The organism is Aquabacterium sp. (genome assembly GCF_036279655.1).
Taxonomy (GTDB): Bacteria; Pseudomonadota; Gammaproteobacteria; order Burkholderiales; family Burkholderiaceae_C; genus Aquabacterium.
In genome coordinates this window covers 1-23,841 of record NZ_DASUIT010000122.1, presented here as the reverse complement: position 1 = coordinate 23,841, position 23,841 = coordinate 1, and the positions used below count along the sequence as shown (strand labels likewise).

Sequence of the window (23,841 nt, the reverse complement as noted above, 5' to 3'; positions counted from 1 at the left end):
AGCGCCGATGTGTCGGCATGCCCATATTATGGCCCACGCCTCGATAATCCAGCCATGACCACCCCGGCTTCGCGCGTCGATCTCAATCTTTTTCGTGTGCTCGATGCAGTGCATGAGCATGGAGGCATCTCGGGCGCGGCCCGCCATCTGCACCTGAGCCAGCCAGCCGTGAGCCACGCCCTGGCCCGCCTGCGCCGACTGTGGGGTGACCCGCTCTTTGTGCGCCACGGCAATCAGATGGTGCCCACGGAGTTGACCCGCCGGGTGATTGGCGAGGTGCAGGCCCATCTGCGCGGATTGCAGGCCTGCCTGGCCCAGGCGGACGCCTTTGATCCACGCACCTTGAACATGACCTTGAGGCTGGGCATGCGCGATGTGCTCGAAGCCATCACCCTGCCGCCGCTCATGGCCCGACTGGCCGAAGTGGCGCCCGGGGTGCGCCTGAGCAGCGTGCGGGTGCCGCGCGAGACGCTGGAGCGGGCCCTCACGCTGGGCGAGGTCGATCTGGTGATCGACCGGCAGCGCCGTGTCAGTGCCCGGGTGCATGGCGAGCCGCTGGCCCAGGAGCGCCTGGCCGTGATCCTGAGGCAAGGGCATCCCGCCTTGCAGCATGGGTTGAGTGTGAGTGATTACTTTCAGGCATCCCATGTCATGGTCACACTCCGGCCGGATCAGGACGATCCTCTGCAGGCGGTCTGGGATGCCCTGGGGCTGGGCACCAGACGGGTCACGCTGCGCTGCCAGCATTACTTTGCCGCGGCCAAGGTGGTGGCCCACAGCGATGCCTTGTTGACCTTGCCGCACACCTATGCCGAGCAACTGGCGCAGACCTTGCCGCTGACCGTGTGCGAGTTGCCCGTGCCGGTGCCGCCCATCGCCATCTGGATGTACTGGCATGCCGATCGGGAAGGCGATCCGGTGCACCGCTGGATGCGCGAGAGTGTGGCGCAAGGCGCTCGCGATGCCATGCAGCAAATGCATGACTTGCGATGAAAATTCATCATTTGCTGCACAACCTGGCGGGGCGTAGCATCTCGCCATTCCCACCGGCCCTTGGGGCCCCTTTCAGGAGACGGACATGAACTTCCAGCCCAGCGAGCGCGCCGCCAAGACGGCAGCGAAGGTGCGCGACTTCATCAAGGCCTACATCGAGCCGGTCGAGAAGGAGCACTGGGAGGGCATCTTCCGTGAGCGCCATGGTGAGGACTGGACCCAGTGGACCATCCCGCCCCGTGTGGAAGAGCTCAAGGCCAAGGCGCGTGCCGAGGGCCTGTGGAACCTGTTCATGCCCGATCCCGAACTGGGCGCCGGCCTGAGCACCCTGGAATACGCCTTCAGCGCCGAAGAGACCGGCAAGAGCATGATGGCGCCCGAGATCTTCAATTGCAACGCGCCCGACTCCGGCAACATGGAAGTGCTCTGGAAGTACGGCAATGCACAGCAGAAGGCGCAGTGGCTCCAGCCCTTGCTGGCCGGCGAGATCCGTTCCGTCTTCTTCATGACGGAGCCGGATGTGGCCTCGTCGGACGCCACCAATATGGAGGCCACGGCGGTGGTCGATGGCGACGAGATCGTGCTCAATGGCAAGAAGTGGTGGTCCTCCGGTGTGGGTGATCCGCGCTGCAAGATCGGCATCTTCATGGCCCTGACGCCCAACCCGGAGGCCGGGCGCCACAACCAGCACTCCATGGTGCTGGTGCCCATGGACACCCCGGGTGTCGAGATCAAGCGCATGCTGCCTGTCTTTGGCGAGTGGGATGAGCCCCATGGCCACGGTGAGGTCCACTTCACCAATGTGCGTGTGCCCGTCGAGAACTTCATCGCCGGCCCCGGCCGCGGCTTCGAGATCGCGCAAGGGCGCCTGGGTCCGGGCCGCATCCACCACTGCATGCGCTGCATCGGTGCGGCCGAAAAATCCCTGGAGCTGGCCATCCAGCGGGGCATCGCGCGCACGGCCTTCCGCAAGCAGCTCATCAATCTGGGTGGAAACCGCGAGCGTATCGCCGATGCCCGCGTGGCCATCGATCAGGCCCGTCTGCTGACCCTGCAGGCGGCCTGGAAGATCGACAACCTGGGCGTCATGGCCGCGCTGACCGATGTGTCGGCCATCAAGGTGGTGGCCCCCACCATGCTGCAGAACGTGGTGGACTTTGCCATCCAGATGCACGGTGGCATGGGTGTCTCCCATGATGTGCCCCTGACGGCCTTTTTCAACCAGGCGCGCAGCCTGCGTCTGGCCGATGGCCCCGATGAGGTCCACAAGGGCATGATCGCCCGTCTGGAGCTGATGAAATACGGCGTCATGAAATAAGTGGGACCAAGCTTGAGCGACACACACCACACCGGTTTGCAAGACCAGGGCGGCCGCGTTCGGGCCGGGGAAGAACTCGATACCGCCCGGGTCGATGCCTGGCTCAAGGCCCGGGTTCCGTCGTTGCAGGGCCTGCCCGAGGTCACGCAGTTCTCGGGAGGGGCATCCAACTGGACGTATCGCCTGAAGTACCCCAACGGCGACTACATCCTGCGCCGACCGCCCAAGGGCACCAAGGCCAAGGGGGCGCATGACATGGGCCGCGAGTTCCGCGTCCAGCAGGCGCTCAAGCCGGTCTACCCGGTTGTGCCCACCATGATCGGCTTGTGCGAGGACGAGGCCGTCACGGGCTCCGAGTTCTACGTGATGGAGCGCATTGCCGGCATCATCCCGCGCAAGAACTTGCCGCGCGGTCTGGTGCTGGACGCGGGCACCACCCGCCGCCTGTGCACGAATGTGCTCGACAAGCTGGTCGAGCTGCATCAGGTGGATGTGCAGGCCGCCGGGTTGGCGTCCCTGGGCAAGGGCAGCGGCTACTGCCGCCGCCAGATCGAGGGCTGGAGCGAGCGCTACACCCGTGCCCGTACCTGGAACGTGCCCAGCTATGCCCGCGTCATGGCCTGGCTGAAGGAGCGCACGCCCGAGGATGTGGCCAACGTCGTGATCCACAACGATTGGCGCTTTGACAACGTCGTGCTGGACGAGCAGGACCCCACCCGCGTGATCGGCGTGCTGGACTGGGAGATGGCCACCTTGGGCGATCCGCTCATGGACCTGGGCAATTCCCTGGCCTACTGGGTGCATGCCGATGACAACATGCTGTTCAAGGCCGTGCGCCGCCAGCCCACCCACTTGCCGGGCATGCTGCGCCGCGAAGAGGTGGTGGCGTACTACCTGGACAAGAGCGGCTACCGAGTCGACCGCGCCGACTGGACCTTCTACGAGGTCTATGGCCTGTTCCGCCTGGCGGTGATCGTGCAGCAGATCTACTACCGCTACCACCACCATCAGACCCGCAACCCTGCGTTCAAGAACTTCTGGATCCTGGCCAACTACCTGGACTGGCGCTGCAAGGGCTTGATCAAACGCGCCAAGCAGTGAGCCACACACCATGGGTGCCATCTACCTTCTCCGCCACGGCCAGGCCTCGTTTGGCAGCAACAACTACGACCAGCTCTCGCCGATGGGGCAACGGCAGTCCCGGGTGCTGGGTGAGGCCCTGCGGCGTCGGGGTGTCCTGCCGAATGTCGTCATCAGCGGCACCATGCAGCGCCACCAGGAGACTGCGGCCGGTGCCCTGGCGGGCCTGGAGCTCACCAAGGACTTGCAGCCACACCCCGGGGTCAATGAGTTCGATCACGAAAACGTCATCGAAGTGGCCCAGCCCCGTTATGCCGACAAGCTCGTGATGATGGGCGAGATGGCCGCCTCGGGCGATCCTCGTCGCGCCTTTCAGAAGTTCTTTCAAGATGCCGTCTCGCGCTGGGTGGGCGGCAACCACGACGACGAATACCAGGAGCCCTGGTCGGTCTTCAAGCTGCGCTGCGTGAGTGCGCTGGAGGATCTGGTGCAGCTCACGCCGCCCAAGGGCGTGACCCTGGTCTTCACCTCGGGGGGCACCATCAGCGTGATCTGCGCCCACCTGCTGGGGCTCAATGACGCGCAGGCCTTCACCATCAACTGGACCCTGGCCAACGCTGGCATCACCAAGATCCTGTCGGGTCGAGATGGGCTGCATCTGGTGTCGATCAATGAACACGCGCACCTGGAGGGCGGTGAGCCCGGCTTGTTGACGTATCGTTGAGGCCCTGCTGACTCATCCGGACCGCTGCCCATGAAGACATTGTTGAAGGCCACCCTGGGGGTGGTGTTGCTGGCCCTGTTGGCGCTGGGCGTGGGGCTGGCCATGAACTGGGCGCCTGATCGCAGCGTGGCCGAACTCTCGCCCCGCTGGGCGCCCCAGCCCTCGCGTTTTGTCCTCATCGACGGCATGCAGGTCCACCTGCGCGACGAGGGCCGTCGCGATGACCCCGAACCCATCGTGCTGCTGCATGGCACCTCGGCCAGCCTGCACACCTGGGATGGCTGGGTGGCCGCCCTGGCGCCGGGCCGCCGCGTGATCCGGATGGATTTGCCGGGCTTCGGTTTGACCGGGCCTGCCCCGGATGGGGACTACAGCCTGCCGCGCTACGCCACCTTTGTCACCCACCTGATGGACCAACTGGGTGTGCAGCGCGCCGTGCTGGTCGGCAACTCCTTCGGCGGCGCGGTGGCCTGGAAAACCGCCGCAGACCACCCCGCACGTGTGAGCCGCCTGATCCTGATCGATGCCGGTGGCTACCCTTATGAATCTGCGTCCGTCCCCATTGGGTTTCGGTTGGCGCGCTATCCCGCGCTCTCGCCCATTCTCAACAATGTGCTGCCTCGCAGCATGATCGAATCCAGCGTGCGCAACGTCTACGGGGATCCCGAGCGTGTCACGGCCGAGTTGGTCGAGCGTTACTACGAGCTGACCCTGCGTGCGGGCAACCGGCAGGCCCTGGTCGAGCGTTTCCGGCAGTCGCCCGGTGGCGAGTTTGCTGCGCAGATCCCGCAGATCCAGGCGCCCACGCTCATCCTCTGGGGTGGCCGCGACCGCCTGATTCCCCCCAGTACGGCACAGCGTTTCCGGCAGGACATCCGGGGCAGTGCACTGGTGGTATTTGACACCCTGGGACACGTTCCCCATGAAGAAGACCCAGCCCACACCGTGACCGTGGCGCAAGCGTTTCTGGAGACCCCGCGATGAGCACACGTCAGACCATCCTGATCACGGGCGCCAGCTCGGGCCTGGGGGAAGGCATGGCGCGTCAGTTCGCCGCCATGGGCCGCCACCTGGCGCTGTGCGCACGGCGCATCGACCGCCTGCTGGAGCTCAAGGGCGAGCTGGAGGCGCGGCACCCTGGGGTCAAGGTGTCCGTGCGCTCGCTGGACGTCAATGACCACGCCCAGGTGTTCGAGGTGTTCAAGGCCTTTGCCCAGGAGTTCGGCACGCTGGACCGGGTGATCGTCAATGCGGGTCTGGGCAAGGGCCAGCCCATCGGCAAGGGGCGCTTCGATGCCAATTTGCAGACCGCACAGACCAACTTCATCGCGGCGCTGGCGCAGTGCGAGGCGGCGGTGGAGATCTTCCGTGCGCAAAACAGCGGTCATCTGGTCAGCATCTCATCGATGAGCGCCATGCGGGGTCTGCCGCGCAACCTCACCACCTACGCAGCAACCAAGGCGGGGCTGGCAGCGCTGACCGAGGGCATCCGTGCGGAGCTGATGCACACGCCCATCCGGGTCACCACGATCTTTCCGGGCTACATCGAGACCGAGCTCAGCAGCAAGGCACAGAAAACGCCCTTGATGGTGGACACCGTCTCGGGTTGCAAGGCCCTGGTGGCGGCGATCGAGCGTGAACCCGCCACGGCCTGTGTGCCCGCCTGGCCCTGGACCCTGGTGGGCTGGTTCATGAGGAATGCGCCCCTGGCTTGGGTGGCACGAAGCTCGTGAGCCCCGGCAGGCGGACCCCGGGGGCTGTCCGCCGCGCCTGAACCTGGCGCCGAGGCAGCCAGAGCAGGGCGATCCAGTGGTGTTGGCGAATCACGTGGGCCAGGCCCAGGCTCAGACCCAGGCTGCTGGCCCAGCCAAGGGTGCCGCACAGCCAAGGCGAGTGCGGCAGTGCCATGCTCCAGAGCTGAAAACTCAGGGTCTGCAAGGGCGAGTGGAACAGCAAGATGAAGAGGCTGTCGCGTCCGCACTGTGCCAGGCCTGAGCGCAGCAGGGGCAGATGGGCCAATCCGGTGGCCACAGTCACCAGCATGGCCATGCCCGCCAGCGGCACCAGCACCGACCAGGGTGAAGGGGACGGCTCTGCGATCGGTGTGCCAGGCAGGCCGTGGGCCAGGGTGTAGGTGGCCAGGAACAAGGCGCTGCTTCCGATCAGACGCCAGGCCGAAAACTGCCAGTGTCGCAAGAGCGCCTGGCAGCGTTGGCCCAGCAGGAAGAACACCAGATTGCAGGGCAGCTGATCCAACTGGAAGGGCACGCCTCGCCAATGGGCCTCTGTGGGCGCTTGTGTGGCGGGCATGTCGCTCAGCCAGTGCTGGGCGTTCAGGGTGTGCCCCAGGGCAAAACACCCCAGCAGGAAGAGCACCTGAACGGGCGCAGACCATCGATGGAACTGGCCGCGCACCACCAGGGCGTGCCCTGCGGCAAACACCCACCACAGATGGGTGAGGTACCACAGCGGGAAGATCCAGACCAGATAGGCGCCGCCGCCGGCCAGCACCCCTGCGGTCAGAGCTTCGGGTGAGGTATGTCCCAGCATCAGTCGAAGCGGGGCCTGCAGCAGGGCCATCACCACGAAGGGCTTGAGCAGCGCATCGGCCTTGTCGATCAGCATGTCACGCCAGGACATGCGGGTGTTCAGAAAAGCCCCTGCGATGAAGAACATCAAGGGCATGCGAACGGTGCTGAGCATCGTGTCGAGCACACTGTCGGAGAACACGGGGTTGTGCCCGAACACCACCAGGACGATGCACAGACCCCTGACGATGTCGATGGCTGCAATGCGCATACGGTTTTCCCCTGGCTGTGTCGTTGTGATTTCGTTCTTTGTGTGAATTCTGACCGGATGGAGGGAGGAACAACCTTGCCAACTTGTAAGCATTGCTACGCCTGGCAAGCGTTTTCCCTTAGATGAAAAAAAGGCCCTCTGCATTTGAGGGGGGAGGGTCAGCCACAAGCTAGGGGTATCGAAGGCAGGAGCGCAGGTCTAGGATGGGTTGGTCGTCCCATGTCGGGGCGGTATTCATCCTTGAGGAGTGATGTCATGCCAGCGGTCGCCAGCTACAGCGTGTTGTTTTACGGGTCCCCGGAGGGCTATCAGACCAACCGGGCGCAGATCCAGTTGATGGATGCGGCCGGCAAGTCGGTGGCGTGGGTGCGTTTCAATGACCCGGGCATGATTTTCGAGAACGATGTCGAAGAGAACGGCATCATCCGGATGCATCTGCCATCCACCATGTTCCAGAACGTGCTGGACGTGCTGCGCCATGAAAAGCCGATCAACGTGTATTTCGCGCAGGGCCGCGGCTTCCTGGGCACCGGGGCGGAGCCCGTGGGCGAAGGTGAATGAGCCGGCTCTGAAAGCAACAAAGGCCCGCGAGGGGCCTTTGGGGTTGTGAAGCGCGGCACGGGCCGCGCCAGGGATCAGGCCTGCGCCTTGGCCTTCTGACGCCAGGCGTGCAGCAGGGGCTCGGTGTAGCCGCTGGGCTGCTCCTTGCCCTTGAAGACCAGATCCAGGGCCGCCTGGAAAGCGCAGCCTTCGGGGTGGGCCACCAGGGACTTGTACAGCGGATCGCCCGCGTTCTGGCCGTCGACCACGGCGGCCATGCGGCTGAAGGTCTCGCGCACCTGGGCTTCGGTCACCACACCATGGTGCAGCCAGTTGGCCACGTGCTGGCTGGAAATGCGCAGCGTGGCGCGGTCTTCCATCAGGCCGATGTTGTGGATGTCGGGCACCTTGGAGCAACCCACGCCCTGGTCGATCCAGCGCACCACATAACCCAGGATGCCCTGGATGTTGTTGTCCAGCTCCTGCTGCTTGTCGGCGGCAGACCAGTTGGCTTCAGGGGCCACAGGGATGGTCAGCAGCTTGTCCAGCAGGGCTTCGGGAGACTCGTTGAGCTTCTCGATCTCGATCTGGACGGCGGCCACGTTCACCTGGTGGTAGTGGGTGGCGTGCAGGGTGGCACCCGTGGGCGAGGGCACCCAGGCCGTGTTGGCGCCAGCCTTGGGGTGGGCGATCTTCTGCTCCAGCATGCCAGCCATCAGGTCGGGCATGGCCCACATGCCCTTGCCGATCTGAGCGCGGCCGCGCAGGCCGCATTGCAGGCCGATCAGCACATTGCGACGCTCATAGGCAGCGATCCAGGCGCTGTTCTTGATGTCGCCCTTGCGCATCATCGGGCCCGCCAGCATGGCGGTGTGCATTTCGTCGCCGGTGCGGTCCAGGAAGCCGGTGTTGATGAAGGCCACACGGCTGCTGGCTGCAGCGATACAGGCCTTCAGGTTGGCGCTGGTGCGGCGCTCTTCGTCCATGATGCCCAGCTTGACGGTGCTGTCGGGCAGGCCCAGCAGTTGTTCGACACGGCCGAACAGCTCGTTGGCGAAGGCCACTTCCGCGGGGCCGTGCATCTTGGGTTTGACGATGTAGACCGAGCCCGTGCGCGAGTTGGTGATGCCGTTGCGGCCATGGCGCTGCAGGTCGTGCAGGGCGATGGTGGTGGTCACCACGGCGTCCATGATGCCTTCGGGGATCTCACGCCCTTCGGCGCCCCACAGGATGGCGGGGTTGGTCATCAGGTGGCCGACGTTGCGCACGAACATCAGCGAGCGGCCATGCAGCTTGACCTCGCCGCCGTTGGCGCCGGTGTACACGCGATCGCCATTGAGAGCGCGGGTGAAGGTCTTGCCACCCTTGTTCACTTCTTCCGTCAGGGTGCCCAGCTGGATGCCCAGCCAGTTGCTGTAGCCCAGCACCTTGTCTTGCGCGTCCACGGCCGCCACGGAGTCTTCCAGATCCAGGATGGTGGAGACCGCCGATTCCAGCACCAGGTCGGACACGCCTGCCGCGTCGGTCTTGCCGATCGGGGTGTCACGGTTGATCTGGATGTCGATGTGCATGCCGTTGTTGACCAGCAGCACGCTGCTCGGTGCGGTGGCGTCACCCTGGAAACCCACGAACTGGGCCGGGTTCTTCAGGCCGGTGGTCTTGCCGTTGATCAGGGCCACGACCAGCGTGCCGCCCTCGACACGGTAGCCTGCGGCCTCCTTGTGCGAGGCGCCTTCCAGCGGTGTGGCCTGATCCAGCAGGTTGCGGGCGAAGGCAATGACCTTGGCGCCGCGCACGGGGTTGTAGCCCTTGCCCTTTTCTGCACCGTCCGCCTCGCTGATGGCATCGGTGCCATACAGGGCGTCATACAGGCTGCCCCAACGGGCGTTGGCGGCGTTCAGGGCGTAACGGGCATTCAGAATGGGCACCACCAGCTGAGGTCCAGCCATCGTGGCCAGCTCGGCGTCCACGTTGGAGGTGGTGATCTGGGTGTCGGCAGGCACGGGCACCAGGTAGCCGATCTTCTCCAGGTGGGCGCGGTAGGCGGCCATGTCGGCGATCGGACCGGGGTGGGCCGTGTGCCAGGCGTCCATCTCGGCCTGAATGCGGTCGCGCTCGGCCAGCAGGGCGGCGTTCTTGGGGGCCAGATCAGTCACGATCTTGTCGAAACCGGCCCAGAAGGCGGCGCTCTCGACACCGGTGCCCGGCAGCACCTTGTCTTCGATGAAACGGTAAAGCTCGGTGGCCACTTGGAGGCCGTGGACGGTGGTGCGTGCGGTCATGGTGAACCTCGTCAAAGGATGGGATGGAAGCGGGGGAGGAAGTCAGGCGGATGGCTCGGCGCAAGGCGGAGTGTGCCCCTTCCCCATGACGAGAGTTTATTCGATACTTATCCGCGCATTACCAGTCAAAAAAGTCATTGATTGATGACCAAATGACATGTAATTGCCTGGGAATTCAGTGAAGCACCGCAAAATCGCTGTCACTGGTGCGGGCTTGAACGGGGCGGACGGCAGACGGTTGTGGCTGGGGATGCAGCAGGATGCTCAACTCCTCGGGCGGCATGGGTCGAGCAAACAGGAAGCCCTGCAGTTCATCGCAACCCAGTGCCAGCAGCGCCTGATGCTGGGTTTCGGTTTCCACCCCTTCGGCCACGACCTTGAGGCGCAGGGCATGGGCCAGTCGCACCACGGCCTCCACGATGGCCTGGGCATGGTGGCTGTCTTCGAGCTCCATCACGAAGCTGCGGTCGATCTTGAGCTGGCTGGCGGGCAGCTTGCTCAGGTAGCTCAGGCTGGAGTAGCCCGTGCCAAAGTCGTCGATCGACAACTGCACGCCGATGGCGGCCAGCCGCTCGAACACTTTCAGGGATGCCTGAACGTTGTCCATGGCCACCGACTCGGTGATCTCGAAGATCAGCAGCCGAGCTTCGATCCCATGCTGCTCGATGGTGTCGCGGATGCGGTCGGCCAGATCGGGCTGGCGCAACTGGTGAACCGACAGATTCACGGCCACCTGCAGCTCGATGCCCTCATCCTGCCAGGCGCGGATCTGGCGGCAGGCTTCGGTGATCACCCAGGCGCCGAGGGTGCTGATCAGGCCAAAGCGTTCGGCCAGGGGGATGAAGACACCCGGACTGATCATGCCCCGTGTGCCGTGCTTCCAGCGCAGCAGGGCCTCGGCGCCACTGCATTGGCCTGAGCGCGCATGGCGTTTGGGCTGATAAAAGAGCATGAGCTCATGGCGATCGATGGCCTGGCGCAGATCGCGCTGCAGATCCAGCTCTTCGGTGTTGCTCGTCGTCATGCCCGCTTCGTAAAAGCATTGGACGCCGCCGCCGGCCGCCTTGGCATGGCGCATGGCCGTTTCAGCCCGACGGATCAGTGTGCAGGCATCAAGGGGTACATCGCCAGGCGCCAGCTCGGGTGAGGATGTGCCGGTGGGTGGATGCAGCATGATTCCGATGGAGCTCGACAAGGTGATCTCGTGCTTGTCCAGCAAGAAGGGCAAAGACAGGGCCTGATCCACCCTGCGTGCAAGGTTGCTGGCGCTGCCCCGGTCGATCTGACCCTGAAACAGCATCACGAACTCGTCGGCCGCCACCCGTGCCACCAGATCATCCCGGCGGATGAGGTCGCCCAGCCGCTGGGCCGCCTGCTTGAGCAGTGCATCGCCCTGCCCGTGTCCAAGCGACTGGTTGACCATCTTGAAGCCATCCAGGTTGATGAACATCAGCACCAGATCGTGAGGCATGGATGACGCGGCGGACAGCAGCTGATGCAGGTGGCGTTCGACCCCCTGGCGGTTGAGCAGTCGCGTCAGTGTGTCTCGGTGGGCGGAGTCTTGCAGTTCGTGGTGGGCATCCTGCAGGGTGTGGGTCAACCGGTCGTGTTGCTGACGCATGCGCTGGTCCAGCAGGATGGCCATCTGGGTGCTGACAAACAGCAGCACGATGGCGCCGGTGACCAGCCCGACCATCGCATCGCCCGACAACTGACCGGATGACAGGCTCTGTGCTTCGAAGGGGAAGTTGGCCGACGCCAGTGCCGCGTATTGCACACCGCGCACGCCAATGGCGCAAGGCGTGGCCAGCAGCAGCCGCCGCGCTGCGGTGATGGGGATGCCGCCATCGAGGGTGCGGCGGATCATCACCGATCCCAGGGCCATGACCGCCAGGGACGGCAGGCCCACGACCAGCAGGATGCTGGCATCCCAGTCGATGCCGGTGTGGATGCCCATGGAGGCGATGCCCAGGTACAGCGTGAGGCTCACCCCGACTGCCCACACCAGCCCGCCGACGATGCGCCAGTGCGCAGGCTGGTGGGGTCGCCCCATGAAAGAGAGGATCACGGCGATGGACAGCACGCTGGGCAACCACGACAGGACGGTCAGGGTCTTGTCGTAGCCCACCTCGATGGGCAGATCCAGCGAGAACAGGCCCAGAAAATGGGCCGCCCACAGACCGCTGCCGATGCTCAGGGCGCCGTGAAGGGTCCAGCCGATGGCCAGGTCACGCTCGGCCAGCCGAATGCGTCGAATCACTTCGATCAGCATGACGCACGCGTACAGCGCGACGATCGAGGCGATCAGGCCGCTGCCAGCGTGGAAGCTCTTGCTCAGGTACTCGGCGGCCACATCCACTCCAGGGTCGGGGTTTGTTGTCAGCAGTCCATGGGTTTTGTTATCGGGCGTCACAGATCTCGACTTGAGGGGGCGCATGGACAGCGTGTCGACAAAGGGCGGGCACGGTGTGGATTGCATGCAGAATGAAGGTCACCGGCGGACATCTTTCCGACCGGATCGATCAGGCGTGCTGGTGATGGACCGTCTCAAGCAGATTGAATCGTTCGTGGCCGTGGCCACCAAGGGGAGCCTGACTGCCGCAGGGCAAGCTGAAGGCGTCGCACCGGCGGTGATCGGGCGTCGCCTGGATGCGCTGGAGGAGCGCCTGGGCGTCAAGCTGCTGGTGCGCACCACACGTCGCATCAGCCTGACCCACGAAGGGTCGGCCTTCCTGGAAGATGCGCAGCGTCTGCTGACGGATCTGGCCGATGCCGAGGCCAGCGTCAGTGCGGGCAGCGTGCAGGCCAGTGGCCACTTGCGCATCACGGCTCCGGCGGGTTTCGGCCGCCGGCATGTGGCGCCTCTGGTGCCGCATTTCGTGGCACGGCATCCGGAGGTGTCGATCTCGCTGAATCTGTCGGACCGACTGGTGGACCTGGTCAACGAAGGCATCGACTGCGCCGTGCGCGTGGGCGATCTGCCCGACTCCAGTCTGGTGAGTGTGCGTCTGGCGGACAACCGGCGCCTGTGCGTGGCCAGTCCGGCCTACCTGGCGGCGCGTGGCGTGCCGGCGCATCCCGCGGACGTGGTGCGCCACGAGTGCCTCACCCTGAGTTCGGAAGCCAGCCAGACGCGGGGCTGGGCCTTCACCGTGGACGGCGTGGTCAGCCATGTGCGCCCCCCCGCCCGGCTCGACTGCTCCGATGGCCAGGTCTTGCATGCCTGGTGCCTGGAAGGGCTGGGGCTGGCGTGGCGCTCGCTCTGGGAGGTGGAGTCCGATCTGCGCCGCGGTCGGCTGGTGAGCGTGCTGGAGGACTTTGCCGCTCCGCCCACGGGCATCTACGCCGTCTTTCCGCAGCGCAAGCATTTGCCCTTGCGTCTGCGTCTGTGGATCGATTTTCTCAAGAACACTTTCGGGGATACCGCTTATTGGTCCGCCCCGGCTCAGGAAGGCGCCTCGACATGCTGATGGAATCCCTGCTGGCCTATGCGCACATCGCGGCCATCTTGATGCTGGTGGTTTTTGTCACCGGTGAGGCAGCCTTGTGTCGGCCCGAGTGGCTCAATGCGGCCATCGTGCGGCGGCTGAATCGCCTCGATGCACTCTATCTGGTGTCAGCGGTGCTGGTGCTGCTCACGGGGCTGGCGCGCACCTGGTGGGGACTCAAGGGCTGGGGGTGGTACTGGAGTCAGCCCCTGCTGCATGCCAAGGTCTCGGTCTTTGTCCTCGTCGCGCTGATGTCGATCAAGCCGACCCGGCAGTTCCGCCGCTGGCGTCGTGAACTGGACCTCACGGGAGCGCTGCCACCCGAGACGGAGATCCGGGCCGTGAGGCACCGGATCATGGTCCAGACCCACCTGCTGGTGCTGGTGCCTCTGGCCGCGACCTTGCTGGCCCGAGGGGTCTGGACGCGCTGAGCTTACTTGGACGATGCGGCCGAGGCGGCGGGTGCTGCAGCATCCTTCTCGCACTTCTTCATGAAGCTGTTCTTGGCGGCGCCAGCGAGCTTCTTGTCGGCGGCCGTGGTCACGCAAGCGGCCTTGGCTGCCTCACGGTTACAGCGTTTGAGGAAGCTGGTTTTGGCGGCGCCAGACAGCTTGCGTTCAGCGACTTTGGCATCACAAGTGGCGTCAGCGTGGGCCAGGCTCGCGGTCATGGCGAGGGTCAGAGAGGCAATCAACAAGCGCATGTCAGCACTCCTAAGTTGTGTTTCGAAAAATGGGCAGACAAAGCAGTCTACGTTCAGGTCACAGATGGCGCCAGGGTTTAACGCTGCAGGCGTGGCCTGCGGTTGACACCGGCATGAGGGTGTTGTGTCACATGATCCGGCGCGGGTGGGCCAGCGCCTCGTGCGCGGCGTGCAGACGCCGCACCAGCACACGAATGAAAGCCTCATCGAACAGATGTCGACAATTGGGGCTGACCTGCCCCAGCGATTCCGGCGTGAAGGAAATCGTTGTCGCCGGCTCCGACACGATCACATCCGTGCTGTGTCGCCGCAGTTCAGGGTTGGGCGCCAGGTAGGCCATCTCGCCCACCGAGGTGCCGGCCCCCAGCAGCGCCACGCGCTTGCCCGTGCGGAAGACCTCCACACTGCCCTGGGCAATGATGTGGAAGGTGCGCCCCTCCTCGCCACGGCGGTACAAGGCATGCCCGAAGCTGAAGCGCTGCCAGCGTGCCCGGTGCACCACCTCCCACAGCTCGACATCGCCGAAGCTGGTGAAGAAGTCCAGCGATCGCAGCAGGTTGAAGCGCTCCGAATCGAGCACCCCCTGCAACTGGCCGCGAGGCACCTTATGGTCGGCGATCAGCCCCGACAGGGCCTGGGCAAAGGCATCCCAGTTCGCATAGCGGTCCTTGGGGTCCTTGGCCAGGGCCTTGAGGATGACCTCGTCGACGGCCTGGTTCACGCCCGAGCGCAGCCCTGACAGTGGGCTGGGATCCTGGTTGTAGATCAGGTTCATCAGCACGGCCTGCGAGCTGGCCTCGAAGGGGGGACGGCCGGCGATCAGGTGGTAGAGCACGGCCCCGAGCGAATAGATGTCGGCGCGGCAGTCCAGCACCTGTCCGTCCAGTTGCTCGGGCGACATGTAGGCCAGCGATCCCACCTGATGCACCTGGGTGGCGTCGGCGGCCATGTTGAGCACGCTGCCGAAGTCGGTGATCTTGACATCCGTCACCAGCCCCTGCTCATTGGTGATGGCCAGGATGTTGGCCGGTTTGACGTCCCGGTGGATCAGGCCTTCGCGGTAGACATAGCTCAGGGCCATGGCCAGCTTGAAGCCGATTTCCACGATCAGCTCCAGGGGCAGCAACTGATCGGGTCGGCAGAAGGCCTTGAGCGTGGTCCCCGGCACATACTCCATGACCAGGTAGGGCGCGGTGGGGTCGGCCACGGCGTCGTAGATCTGGACCACATTGGGGTGCTGCAGGCGGCCCACCAGGGCGGCCTCGGCTGCGAAGAATCGCGCGTAGACCGGGCCGTCCACGGCATCCATCAGCGCTGCCGATCGCACGCGCTTGAGTGCGACATTGCGCTGAAAGAACTCGTCGCGACACAGGAAGACTTCGCTGGTGGCGCCTTCGCCCAGCCGACGGATGACGTCGTACTTGCCGATCTGGCCCGTCACGCTCGTGTCGATGTCGATGCCTTCCATGGATGCCTGTGTCCTGTGAATACGCCGATCTTTTCACGACGCCCTGCCTTTCATGGCGCGAAAAGCGCCAGAGGGCCGTGGCAATTTACCGCTTTTCGGTGTCCTTGGGGGACAGTCGAGGCTCCCCGTAGAATCCCGGGATGATTCAAGCCAAGCGTGAACTCCTGAAGGCCCTGGGTGAGGCCCTGCGCAACGTTGCGCCCGATGCAGATGCATCGTTCACCCCCGTCTTCGAGGCGCCCAAGCAGGCGGCCCACGGTGACCTCGCCGTGACGGCGGCCATGCAACTGGCCAAACCCCTCAAGAAAAACCCCCGCGAACTGGCCACGGCCCTGGTGGCTGCGCTGCAGGCCCAGAGCGCCGTGCAACAGTGGGTCTCTGCACTGGAGATTGCCGGCCCGGGTTTCATCAACCTGCGTCTCAAGCCCGAGGCCAAACAATCCATCGTCAGCGATGTGCTGAGCGAGGGCGAGCGTTTCGGCCGTCAGCCCGCCACCGGCCGCAAGGTGCTGGTCGAGTTCGTTTCGGCCAACCCCACGGGCCCCCTGCACGTTGGCCATGGTCGCCAGGGTGCCCTGGGCGACGCCCTGTGCAATCTGTTCGATACTCAGGGCCAGGACGTCACCCGCGAGTTCTACTACAACGACGCTGGCGTGCAGATCAGCACCCTGGCCTGGTCCACGCATGCGCGCATCAAGGGCTACAAGCCCGGTGACGAGCATTGGCCCGAGTCGGCCTACAACGGTGACTACATCGCCGACATCGCGGCGGATTTCCTGGCCAAAAAGACCGTCAAGGCCGACGACCGCGAGTTCACCGCCTCGGGCGATCCCGAAGACATCGATGGCATCCGCCAGTTCGCTGTGGCCTATCTGCGTCATGAGCAGGATCTGGACCTGAAGGCCTTCGGGGTGCGCTTTGACAACTACTACCTGGAGTCCAGCCTCTACACCTCCGGTCGGGTCGAGGACGCCGTCCAGCGCCTGAGCGACGCCGGCAAGACCTTCGAAGAAGGCGGTGCCCTGTGGCTGCGCTCCACTGACTACGGTGACGACAAGGACCGCGTCATGCGCAAGTCCGACGGCGGCTACACCTACTTCGTGCCCGATGTGGCCTATCACATCGCCAAGTGGGAGCGCGGCTTCGAGCAATGCGTCAACATCCAGGGCTCGGATCACCACGGCACCATCGCCCGCGTGCGCGCCGGCCTGCAGGCCGCCGGTGTGGGCATCCCGCAGGGCTGGCCTGACTACGTGCTGCACAAGATGGTCACCGTGCTCAAGAATGGTGAGGAGGTCAAGATCTCCAAGCGGGCCGGCAGCTACGTCACCTTGCGCGATCTGATCGAGTGGACCAGCAAGGACGCCGTGCGCTTCTTCCTGATCAGCCGCAAGGCCGACACCGAATTCGTCTTCGACGTGGATCTGGCGCTCAAACAGAACGACGAGAACCCGGTGTTCTACGTGCAGTACGCCCATGCGCGGATCTGCTCGGTGCGCCAGCAGTACGCCGACAAGGGGGGCGATCTGTCATCCTTGACCCAGGCCAACTTGTCGTTGCTGACAGCCGACACCGAACTGGCCCTCATGACGCGTCTGGCCGAATACCCTGGCATGCTGACTCAGGCGGCGCAGGGGCTGGCGCCCCACGACGTGGCCTTCTACCTGCGTGACCTGGCCAGTGCCTTCCATAGCTACTACGCGGCGGAACGTTTCCTGGTCGACGATGTCGAACTCAGCCGTGCCCGCGTGGCCCTGCTGTCGGCGACGGCGCAGGTGCTGCGCAATGCCCTGGCACTGCTGGGTGTGAGCGCGCCCGAGAAGATGTGAGCACCCCGGTGACCCGAAGCAAAGGACCTATCTTGATGAAATCCCAACGTGGCGGCTTTTTCCTGGGCATGATCGTGGGCCTGTTGATCGGCCTGGCCATGGCGCTGGCGGTGGCCCTGTACGTGACCAAGGTGCCCTTGCCCTTTGTGGACAAGGTGCCCCAGCGCACGGCCGAGCAGGACGCCGCGGAAGCCGAGCACAACAAGAACTGGGATCCCAACGCGCCGCTGTATGGCGCCAACCCCGCCAAACCCAAGGCCGTGCCCAAGCCGGTGCTCGAAGAGATTGCCTCCGAGCCGTTGGCCGCAGCGTCGGCGCCAGCGGCGGACGAGGCCGCATCCGCTGGCGTGTCGCCGGCATCGGCCGCACGTGCTGCCAAGGCCGCCAGTGCGACGGCACCTGCTGTCCGCAACCCGGCGGCCATCCTTTCTGGCGAGGCCGTGTCCACCAATCCACCGGCTGATCCGTTGACGTACTACGTGCAGGCGGGTGCCTATGGCAGTTCCGCCGAAGCCGAGCAGCAGCGCGCCAAGCTGTCGATGATGGGCATGGAGCCCCGCATCTCCGAGCGCGAGGTCAACGGCCGCACGATGTACCGGGTCCGGGTGGGCCCCTTCTCGCAGCGTGAGCAGGCCGAAGAGGCGCGCGTCAAGCTGTCGGGCAGTGGCATCGACTCCGCCCTGGTGCGCATCCAGAAATAAGCTGACTGTCTCGTCTGAAAGGGCACCACATGAATCGCCGTGAGTTTTCCAAGCAGACCGCCGCCATGACCGGCCTGGGGCTGGCCGCCGGCATGGCCCCCTGGGGTCTGGCGCATGCTGCCGATCCGGTCGAAGGCAGCAACTACGTCAAGTTGTCTCAACGTGCGCCGGTGTCGGCGCCTGCCGGCAAGGTCGAGGTCGTCGAATTCTTCTGGTACGGCTGCCCGCATTGCTACCACTTCGAACCCTCGCTGCTGCCCTGGATCGCCAAGCTGCCGGCGGACGTGGTCTTCCGCCGCGTGCCGGTGGCCTTCCGCGAGAACCCCTTCGGCATGCACCAGCGCCTGTTCTATGCCCTGGAGGGTCTGGGCCTGTTGTCGACCCTGCATGCCAAGGTCTTCCATGCCATGCACGAAGAAAAGCTGCGCCTGGACACGCCGGAGTCCATCACCGAATTCGTGGTGCGTCACGGTGTGGACGGAGCCAAGTTCCAGGCCATGTTCAACTCCTTCGGCATGCAGAGCAAGATCAAGCAGGCCCGCGCGCTGGCCGAGGCCTACAAGATCGATGGCGTGCCCGCCCTGGGCATTGCCGGGCGCTTCTTCACCTCGGTGTCCCTCAACGGCTCGCCTGAGAAGACTCTGGCCACCACGGATTTCCTCGTGGGCCAGGCGCGCAAGAGCAAGTGATCGCACGGCCCTGGTGCGCCAGGGCCCGTCACCGGCGCCTTGGTGTGCGCTTTGGCATGCTGCACTGCGGAAATCACTCGGACATCCGTGCGTTCAAGCCGCTTCATGGCTACAATGAATGCAATTTTCATGCCGATGAAATCGCCCCGCATGCACGCCCCTCTGTCCCTGCTGACTTTCCTTCGATTCACGGTGCGTCTGCGCGTCGTGCTGACGCTGGGGCTGCTGTGCGGGCTGAGCGTCGCTCACGCCGACAAATCCGATCGCATGCAGCCGCTGAACTTCGCGGCCGACAGCGCGCGGGTCGACGACAACCAGCGCGTCAACATCCTCACGGGCAACGTCGAGATCACCAAGGGCAGCATTGTCCTGCGCGCCCATCAGGTCGAGGTTCGCCAGGGGGCCGATGGCAGCCAGACGGCCGTGGCCTCGGGTGGGCAGGGCGGGCGAGCGCTCTTTCGTCAGCGCCGTGAAGGGCTGGATGAGTTCATCGAGGGTGAGGCCGAAAAAGTCGAGTACGACGGTCGCTCCGATGTGGTGCGCTTCCATGGTCGTGCCGTGATGCGTCGCCTGAGCGGCGGTGTCGTGGCCGACGAAGTCGTCGGACAGAGCATCATCTACGACAACAAGACCGAAGTCTTCCAGGTGGTGGGCGGGGCGGGCTCCGCCGCTCCCAGCGGGCGTGTTCGCGGGGTCATTGCACCTCGCAAGACCTCGGCGGAGCCGTCGGGTGCGGCGGAGGGCGAGACCCGCCTGGCCCCCACGCGCACCCTGTCCAAGCCAGAGCTGGAGAGTGCGCGCTGATGTCCTCTCCCGAACATGCTCCCGTCGACACGGCGGCGCCGGTCAGCCGTTTGCGCGCCGAAGGCCTGAAAAAGCGCTACGGTGCCCGCACGGTCGTCCATGATGTCCACGTGGCGGTCAGCGCTGGCGAGGTCGTCGGCCTGCTGGGCCCCAACGGCGCCGGCAAGACCACCAGCTTCTACATGATCGTGGGCCTGGTGCCCGCCGATGCGGGCATGATCGACATCGACGGGCAGCGTGTGGAGCGACTGCCCATCCATCAGCGCGCGCGCATGGGCCTGAGCTACCTGCCCCAGGAGGCCTCGATCTTTCGCAAGCTCAATGTCGAGGACAACATCCGCGCCGTGCTGGAGCTCCAGCACGACGAGCAAGGCAAACCGCTGCGCTCGGCCGAGATCGAGCGGCGCCTGAACGCCCTGCTGCACGACCTGAGCATCGAGCGCCTGCGCACCAGCCCGTCCATGGCCTTGTCCGGTGGCGAGCGTCGTCGCGTCGAGATCGCCCGGGCCCTGGCCACCCAGCCGCGCTTCATCCTGCTGGACGAGCCCTTTGCCGGGGTCGATCCCATCGCGGTCATCGAGATCCAGCGCATCATCAGCTTCCTCAAGGCCCGCGGCATCGGCGTGCTCATCACGGACCACAATGTGCGCGAGACCCTGGGCATCTGCGATCGTGCCTACATCATCAGCGAAGGACGTGTGCTGGCCGAAGGCCGACCGTCCGACATCGTTCAGAACCCGGAAGTCCGCAAGGTCTACCTGGGTGAGCATTTCCGCATGTGAGGCCTGGAGCCGGTCATGAAACCCGCCCTGCAGTTCCGCCTCTCCCAGCACCTCTCGCTCACGCCGCAACTGCAGCAATCGATCCGTTTGCTGCAGCTGTCCACGCTGGAGCTGCACCAGGAAATCGAGCAGATGCTCGAGCAGAATCCCTTCCTGGAGCCTGAAGACGACGGCAGTTTCGACAATCTGGTCAGCCTCGACGCCGAACGCCAGCAGGCCGAGCGCCTGACCCGTGACGAAGTTCGCGACGAACGTGCGGCCAGCAGCGAGACCCCCGAGCGTGACGGTGACGCGGCAGGCGTGGACACCGCCGAGCTGGGCACCACCGAGCGCGACGACTGGGAAAACGGCACCGAGCGCGATGACTTCGACGGCATTCGCGAAACCCCCTCGCGTGGTGATGACGATGACTACGACCCGCTCGAGCGCAACAGTGTCGCCATCAGCCTGCAAGAGCACCTGCGCGAGCAACTGCGCGGCACCCGCCTGGGCCCCGAGGAGATGGCCGCAGTCGACATGCTCATCGAATCTCTCAACGAGGATGGCTATCTGGCCGACCCGCTGGAAGACATCGCCGAGTCCCTGCTGACGCCCGAGGCCGATGAAGACACCCGCGACGAGCTCATGTCCCGCCTGCGTTGCGCGCTGCGCTGGCTGCAGAACCTCGATCCATTGGGGGTGGGCGCAGCCGACCTCTCCGAGTGCCTCATCCTGCAGTTGCGTGCCCAGCCACGCAGCGAGGCCCAGGCCATCGCCATCCTGATCTGCAAGAGCCACCTGGATCTTCTGGCCCGGCGCGACTACAAGAAGCTGATGGCCGCCACCGGTGCCGACGAGGAGCTGCTCAAGCAGGCCCAGAGCCTCATCGTGCACCTCGAGCCCAAACCTGGGCGGGCCTTCACCCGCGCCGAGGCCAACATCATCGTGCCCGACGTCATCGTGCAGAAGTCCGGCCGCGGGTTCAAGGTGGTGCTCAACCCCGATGTGATGCCCAAGCTGCGCATCAACGACCTGTACGCGCAGGCCTTGCGGCAAAGTCGCTCGCCGCGTGGCACGGCGGCCACCGAGGGGCACACCAATATGAGCGCTCGCCTGCAAGAGGCACGCTGGTTCGTCAAGAACATCCAGCAGCGCTTTGACACCATCCTGCGGGTGTCCCAGGCCATCGTCGATCGACAGAAGAACTTCTTCACCCATGGCGAGATCGCCATGAAACCCCTGGTGCTGCGTGAGATTGCCGACGAACTGGGCCTGCACGAGTCCACCATTTCGCGCGTGACCACGGCCAAATACATGGCCACCATGTTCGGCACTTTCGAGCTCAAGTACTTTTTTGGCTCCTCGCTCAACACCGAGGCCGGGGGCAATGCCTCCAGCACGGCGGTGCGCGCCCTCATCAAGCAACTGGTGTCGGCTGAGGATGCCAAGAAGCCCCTGTCCGACAGTCAGCTCAGCCAGATGCTGGAAGAGCAGGGCATCCAGGTGGCGCGCCGCACCGTGGCCAAGTACCGTGAAGCCCTCAAGATCGCTCCGGCCAATCTCCGCAAGTCGATGTGAGCGCCGCCGAGAGAGCCTGAACCATGCCCGTCTTCCTTGAGCGCCTGCTGATCCTTCTGCCCTGGCAGGACTGGGCTGCGCTGGCCCTGTTCGTCTTTGGCTGGATTGCCTATGCGGCATTCGCCAGTTGGCGCGCCAAAGTGGCCCGCACCCTGCTGTCGAGCACCAACCACTACCGCAAGCTGTGGATGATGCAGGTCACCTACCGTGATCAGCGCATCGTCGATGCTGCCATCACGCAGAACCTGGCCTCCAGCCCCTCCTTCTGGGCCTCTACCACCATCCTGGTGCTCGGCGGCTTGCTGGCCGTGCTGGGCACCAGCGAGAAAGCGACCGAGCTGGTCAAGGACCTGCCCTTTGCCGCACGCACCTCCATGCTGGTCTTTGACCTCAAGATCATGGTGCTGCTGGCGGTCTTCGTCTACGCCTTCTTCCGTTTCACCTGGTCGATGCGGGTCTACTCCTTCGGCGCCATCATGGTGGGCTCGGCCCCCAACGTCGAGCTCTTCGATGAAGGCAAGGCCGATCGCATCGAGTTCGCCAACCGGGCCGGCCAGCTCATGGGCATGGCCGCCGAAAGTTTTGCCGATGGTCTGCGCGCCTACTACATGTCCTTTGCCGTCATCGGCTGGCTGGTCTCCCCCGTGCTCTTTGCCTTGCTGACGCTGGCCGTCCTGTTCGTTCTCTATCGCCGGGAGTTCCGCTCCGATGTGTCCGTCGTGCTGCGTGCCGACGCCCCCATGGGCGGGTCCGTCCACTGACGCTTCTGACGATCGCAGTCCCGCATCCGGGGCGATTCCTGCGACACTTGCGCCCATGAGTTCCACGCCTCCCCGCCGCCCCCCTGTCCGCATCCCCGCCAGTGCCGCACGTCACGACGATCGTCGTGGTCCGTCACGCCCGGATGCGCGCGGCTCGCGCCCCTTCGACGGCGCCCGGCGCCCCGCCCCTCCTGTGCGTCGCGATCTGACGCCGGCCTTGTTCCTGTCCTGTGCCATGGGGGTCGAGCCCCTGTTGCAGGAAGAAGTGGCGCCCTTGCTGGCCCACCTGCCCCTGACGGTGTCCGTCGACAAAGGGGGGGTTCTGGTCAGTCCGACCTCACAGGGTCGCCTGCCGGCCGACCTGCCCTACGACATGGGCAGCGAACTCACCCCCACCATTGTCCAGGCCGTTTTCCTGCTCAACCTGCACAGCCGTCTGGCGCAGCGTGTGTACTGGCGCGTGGCCCTGGGGCCCTACGCCAGTGAAGAGCAGCTCTATCAGCTGGCCCGCTGTGTGGTCTGGAGCGACTGGATCACCCCCCGACACACCCTGCGCGTGGACGTCACGGCCCGCAACAGCCCATTGCAGAGCCTCAACTTTGCAGGCTTGCGCATCAAGGACGCCGTCTGCGACCAGTTGCGTGAGGAGCACGGCGAGCGCCCCAGCGTCGACACCCGTCACCCCGACCTGAATCTGCACCTGCACCTCGACGGCGAGGCCGCGCACATTTCGGTCGACACCTCGGGTGAGGCCTTGTTCAAGCGGGGCTGGCGAGAAGACAAGGGCGAGGCACCCCTGAAGGAAACCCTGGCCGCCGCCATGCTGGCTGCCGCAGGCTGGAAGGGGCGCGCCGAAGATGGGCCGCTGCTGGATCCCTGCTGCGGCTCGGGCACCATCGCCATTGAGGCGGCCCAGATCGCCTGCGGCATCGCGCCCGGCATGAAGCGGCGCTTTGCCTTCGAGCGCCTGCTCCCCTTTGCAGGTCATGAGGCGCTCTGGCACCAGTTGCGTGAACAGGCGCGCGCCCAGGTCCACCCGCCGGCCGTGCGCATCTACACCGGCGATGTGGCCTTCCGCATGACCGACTTCGCCACCCGCAACGCCGAGCGGGCGGGCGTGCTGCACGCCATCGAATTCAAGACGGCCGATGCCCTCCAGCGCCCTGCGCCGGGTCCCTCCGGCGTGATGATGTTCAACCCGCCTTATGGCGAACGCATCGACCCCAAGGGCACGGGCCATGGGGGCGGCGCACGGGCGGTGCGCGAAGACTTCACCGAGCGTGATGCCGGTGACTTCTTCAGCCGCCTGGCCAGCCACTGGAA

22 protein-coding genes are annotated in these 23,841 nt (G+C 65.1%); 17 read left to right on the top strand and 5 right to left on the bottom strand.

Annotation, left to right across the window (positions count from 1 at the left end):
- Positions 1–54: 54 nt before the first annotated feature.
- The 6 genes from VFW84_RS13835 (at position 55) to VFW84_RS13810 (ending at position 5,848) form a co-directional block, all read left to right on the top strand.
- Positions 55–993, top strand: coding sequence for a LysR family transcriptional regulator (locus VFW84_RS13835; RefSeq protein ID WP_329681045.1), 939 nt, complete (start codon positions 55–57; stop codon positions 991–993).
- A gap of 85 nt (positions 994–1,078) precedes the next feature.
- The gene (locus tag VFW84_RS13830) at positions 1,079–2,311 is read left to right on the top strand and encodes an acyl-CoA dehydrogenase family protein (RefSeq protein WP_329681044.1); all 1,233 of its coding nucleotides are present in this window, start codon (positions 1,079–1,081) and stop codon (positions 2,309–2,311) included.
- A 12-nt stretch (positions 2,312–2,323) separates the two neighbouring features.
- Positions 2,324–3,412: a phosphotransferase family protein gene (locus tag VFW84_RS13825; RefSeq protein ID WP_329681043.1), complete on the top strand. Its 1,089-nt coding sequence runs from the start codon at positions 2,324–2,326 to the stop codon at positions 3,410–3,412.
- Between the two features lie 10 nt (positions 3,413–3,422).
- Positions 3,423–4,115, top strand: coding sequence for a histidine phosphatase family protein (locus VFW84_RS13820; protein ID WP_329681042.1), 693 nt, complete (start codon positions 3,423–3,425; stop codon positions 4,113–4,115).
- Positions 4,116–4,145: 30 nt separating this feature from the next.
- A complete protein-coding gene (locus VFW84_RS13815; protein ID WP_329681041.1) occupies positions 4,146–5,099 on the top strand; it encodes an alpha/beta hydrolase in 954 nt (317 codons plus the stop codon).
- Entirely contained in the window at positions 5,096–5,848 is a 753-nt protein-coding gene (locus VFW84_RS13810) for an SDR family oxidoreductase (protein ID WP_329681040.1), read from the top strand. Before VFW84_RS13815 ends, VFW84_RS13810 begins: the two co-directional genes overlap by 4 nt.
- On the opposite strand, the gene VFW84_RS13805 is transcribed toward VFW84_RS13810, so the two are convergent.
- Positions 5,805–6,914, bottom strand: a complete 1,110-nt coding sequence (locus VFW84_RS13805; protein WP_329681039.1) for an acyltransferase — start codon at positions 6,912–6,914, stop codon at positions 5,805–5,807. The genes VFW84_RS13810 and VFW84_RS13805 overlap by 44 nt on opposite strands.
- Before the next feature lie 255 nt (positions 6,915–7,169).
- Between VFW84_RS13805 and VFW84_RS13800 the strand changes: the two genes are divergently transcribed.
- Complete coding sequence (locus VFW84_RS13800) at positions 7,170–7,475, top strand: hypothetical protein (protein WP_329681038.1); 306 nt, start codon at positions 7,170–7,172, stop codon at positions 7,473–7,475.
- A gap of 74 nt (positions 7,476–7,549) precedes the next feature.
- On the opposite strand, the gene VFW84_RS13795 is transcribed toward VFW84_RS13800, so the two are convergent.
- The gene (locus VFW84_RS13795) at positions 7,550–9,736 is read right to left on the bottom strand and encodes a malate synthase G (RefSeq protein ID WP_329681037.1); all 2,187 of its coding nucleotides are present in this window, start codon (positions 9,734–9,736) and stop codon (positions 7,550–7,552) included.
- Between the two features lie 175 nt (positions 9,737–9,911).
- Entirely contained in the window at positions 9,912–12,215 is a 2,304-nt protein-coding gene (locus VFW84_RS13790; RefSeq protein WP_329681036.1) for a putative bifunctional diguanylate cyclase/phosphodiesterase, read from the bottom strand.
- Positions 12,216–12,273: 58 nt separating this feature from the next.
- On the opposite strand from VFW84_RS13790, the gene VFW84_RS13785 reads away from it, so the two are divergent.
- Positions 12,274–13,206, top strand: a complete 933-nt coding sequence (locus VFW84_RS13785; RefSeq protein ID WP_329681035.1) for a LysR family transcriptional regulator — start codon at positions 12,274–12,276, stop codon at positions 13,204–13,206.
- Complete coding sequence (locus VFW84_RS13780; RefSeq protein WP_329681034.1) at positions 13,200–13,655, top strand: DUF2214 family protein; 456 nt, start codon at positions 13,200–13,202, stop codon at positions 13,653–13,655. The genes VFW84_RS13785 and VFW84_RS13780 overlap by 7 nt, the downstream gene beginning before the upstream one ends.
- Positions 13,656–13,657: 2 nt before the next feature.
- Here the strand turns inward: VFW84_RS13780 and VFW84_RS13775 are convergent, their stop codons facing one another.
- Together VFW84_RS13775 and VFW84_RS13770 are read right to left on the bottom strand one after the other, a co-directional pair.
- On the bottom strand, positions 13,658–13,927 hold the full coding sequence (locus VFW84_RS13775) for a hypothetical protein (protein WP_329681033.1): 270 nt from the start codon (positions 13,925–13,927) through the stop codon (positions 13,658–13,660).
- Positions 13,928–14,054: 127 nt separating this feature from the next.
- Positions 14,055–15,395: a serine/threonine-protein kinase gene (locus VFW84_RS13770; protein ID WP_329681032.1), complete on the bottom strand. Its 1,341-nt coding sequence runs from the start codon at positions 15,393–15,395 to the stop codon at positions 14,055–14,057.
- Between the two features lie 140 nt (positions 15,396–15,535).
- On the opposite strand from VFW84_RS13770, the gene argS reads away from it, so the two are divergent.
- From argS to VFW84_RS13730, 8 genes are all read left to right on the top strand, one after another.
- On the top strand, positions 15,536–17,224 hold the full coding sequence (gene argS, locus VFW84_RS13765; protein ID WP_329681031.1) for an arginine--tRNA ligase: 1,689 nt from the start codon (positions 15,536–15,538) through the stop codon (positions 17,222–17,224).
- A gap of 35 nt (positions 17,225–17,259) precedes the next feature.
- A complete protein-coding gene (locus tag VFW84_RS13760) occupies positions 17,260–17,925 on the top strand; it encodes an SPOR domain-containing protein (RefSeq protein ID WP_414638997.1) in 666 nt (221 codons plus the stop codon).
- Between the two features lie 29 nt (positions 17,926–17,954).
- Positions 17,955–18,614 carry a thiol:disulfide interchange protein DsbA/DsbL gene (locus tag VFW84_RS13755; protein ID WP_329681029.1) on the top strand — a complete coding sequence of 220 codons (660 nt, stop codon included), beginning with the start codon at positions 17,955–17,957 and terminating at the stop codon, positions 18,612–18,614.
- 129 nt (positions 18,615–18,743) lie between these two features.
- Entirely contained in the window at positions 18,744–19,418 is a 675-nt protein-coding gene (lptA, locus tag VFW84_RS13750; protein WP_329681028.1) for a lipopolysaccharide transport periplasmic protein LptA, read from the top strand.
- Positions 19,418–20,200, top strand: coding sequence for an LPS export ABC transporter ATP-binding protein (lptB, locus tag VFW84_RS13745; protein ID WP_329681027.1), 783 nt, complete (start codon positions 19,418–19,420; stop codon positions 20,198–20,200). The genes lptA and lptB overlap by 1 nt, the downstream gene beginning before the upstream one ends.
- Positions 20,201–20,215: 15 nt before the next feature.
- Entirely contained in the window at positions 20,216–21,757 is a 1,542-nt protein-coding gene (locus tag VFW84_RS13740; protein ID WP_329681026.1) for an RNA polymerase factor sigma-54, read from the top strand.
- A 23-nt stretch (positions 21,758–21,780) separates the two neighbouring features.
- Positions 21,781–22,518, top strand: coding sequence for a DUF599 domain-containing protein (locus tag VFW84_RS13735; protein WP_329681025.1), 738 nt, complete (start codon positions 21,781–21,783; stop codon positions 22,516–22,518).
- 55 nt (positions 22,519–22,573) lie between these two features.
- Positions 22,574–23,841, top strand: a 1,268-nt coding sequence (locus tag VFW84_RS13730; RefSeq protein WP_329681024.1) for a THUMP domain-containing class I SAM-dependent RNA methyltransferase, incomplete at its 3' end; no start/stop codon positions are given.

Excerpts from the sequence above, each read along its gene's own strand:
- VFW84_RS13835 (WP_329681045.1), top strand. The coding sequence starts at position 55 with ATGACCACCCCGGCTTCGCGCGTCGATCTCAATCTTTTTCGTGTGCTC.
- VFW84_RS13830 (WP_329681044.1), top strand. The coding sequence starts at position 1,079 with ATGAACTTCCAGCCCAGCGAGCGCGCCGCCAAGACGGCAGCGAAGGTG.
- VFW84_RS13820 (WP_329681042.1), top strand. The coding sequence starts at position 3,423 with ATGGGTGCCATCTACCTTCTCCGCCACGGCCAGGCCTCGTTTGGCAGC.
- VFW84_RS13815 (WP_329681041.1), top strand. The coding sequence starts at position 4,146 with ATGAAGACATTGTTGAAGGCCACCCTGGGGGTGGTGTTGCTGGCCCTG.
- VFW84_RS13810 (WP_329681040.1), top strand. The coding sequence starts at position 5,096 with ATGAGCACACGTCAGACCATCCTGATCACGGGCGCCAGCTCGGGCCTG.
- VFW84_RS13805 (WP_329681039.1), bottom strand. The coding sequence starts at position 6,914 with ATGCGCATTGCAGCCATCGACATCGTCAGGGGTCTGTGCATCGTCCTG.
- VFW84_RS13800 (WP_329681038.1), top strand. The coding sequence starts at position 7,170 with ATGCCAGCGGTCGCCAGCTACAGCGTGTTGTTTTACGGGTCCCCGGAG.
- VFW84_RS13795 (WP_329681037.1), bottom strand. The coding sequence starts at position 9,736 with ATGACCGCACGCACCACCGTCCACGGCCTCCAAGTGGCCACCGAGCTT.
- VFW84_RS13790 (WP_329681036.1), bottom strand. The coding sequence starts at position 12,215 with ATGCAATCCACACCGTGCCCGCCCTTTGTCGACACGCTGTCCATGCGC.
- VFW84_RS13785 (WP_329681035.1), top strand. The coding sequence starts at position 12,274 with ATGGACCGTCTCAAGCAGATTGAATCGTTCGTGGCCGTGGCCACCAAG.
- VFW84_RS13780 (WP_329681034.1), top strand. The coding sequence starts at position 13,200 with ATGCTGATGGAATCCCTGCTGGCCTATGCGCACATCGCGGCCATCTTG.
- VFW84_RS13775 (WP_329681033.1), bottom strand. The coding sequence starts at position 13,927 with ATGCGCTTGTTGATTGCCTCTCTGACCCTCGCCATGACCGCGAGCCTG.
- VFW84_RS13770 (WP_329681032.1), bottom strand. The coding sequence starts at position 15,395 with ATGGAAGGCATCGACATCGACACGAGCGTGACGGGCCAGATCGGCAAG.
- argS (WP_329681031.1), top strand. The coding sequence starts at position 15,536 with ATGATTCAAGCCAAGCGTGAACTCCTGAAGGCCCTGGGTGAGGCCCTG.
- VFW84_RS13760 (WP_414638997.1), top strand. The coding sequence starts at position 17,260 with ATGAAATCCCAACGTGGCGGCTTTTTCCTGGGCATGATCGTGGGCCTG.
- VFW84_RS13755 (WP_329681029.1), top strand. The coding sequence starts at position 17,955 with ATGAATCGCCGTGAGTTTTCCAAGCAGACCGCCGCCATGACCGGCCTG.
- lptA (WP_329681028.1), top strand. The coding sequence starts at position 18,744 with ATGCCGATGAAATCGCCCCGCATGCACGCCCCTCTGTCCCTGCTGACT.
- lptB (WP_329681027.1), top strand. The coding sequence starts at position 19,418 with ATGTCCTCTCCCGAACATGCTCCCGTCGACACGGCGGCGCCGGTCAGC.
- VFW84_RS13740 (WP_329681026.1), top strand. The coding sequence starts at position 20,216 with ATGAAACCCGCCCTGCAGTTCCGCCTCTCCCAGCACCTCTCGCTCACG.
- VFW84_RS13735 (WP_329681025.1), top strand. The coding sequence starts at position 21,781 with ATGCCCGTCTTCCTTGAGCGCCTGCTGATCCTTCTGCCCTGGCAGGAC.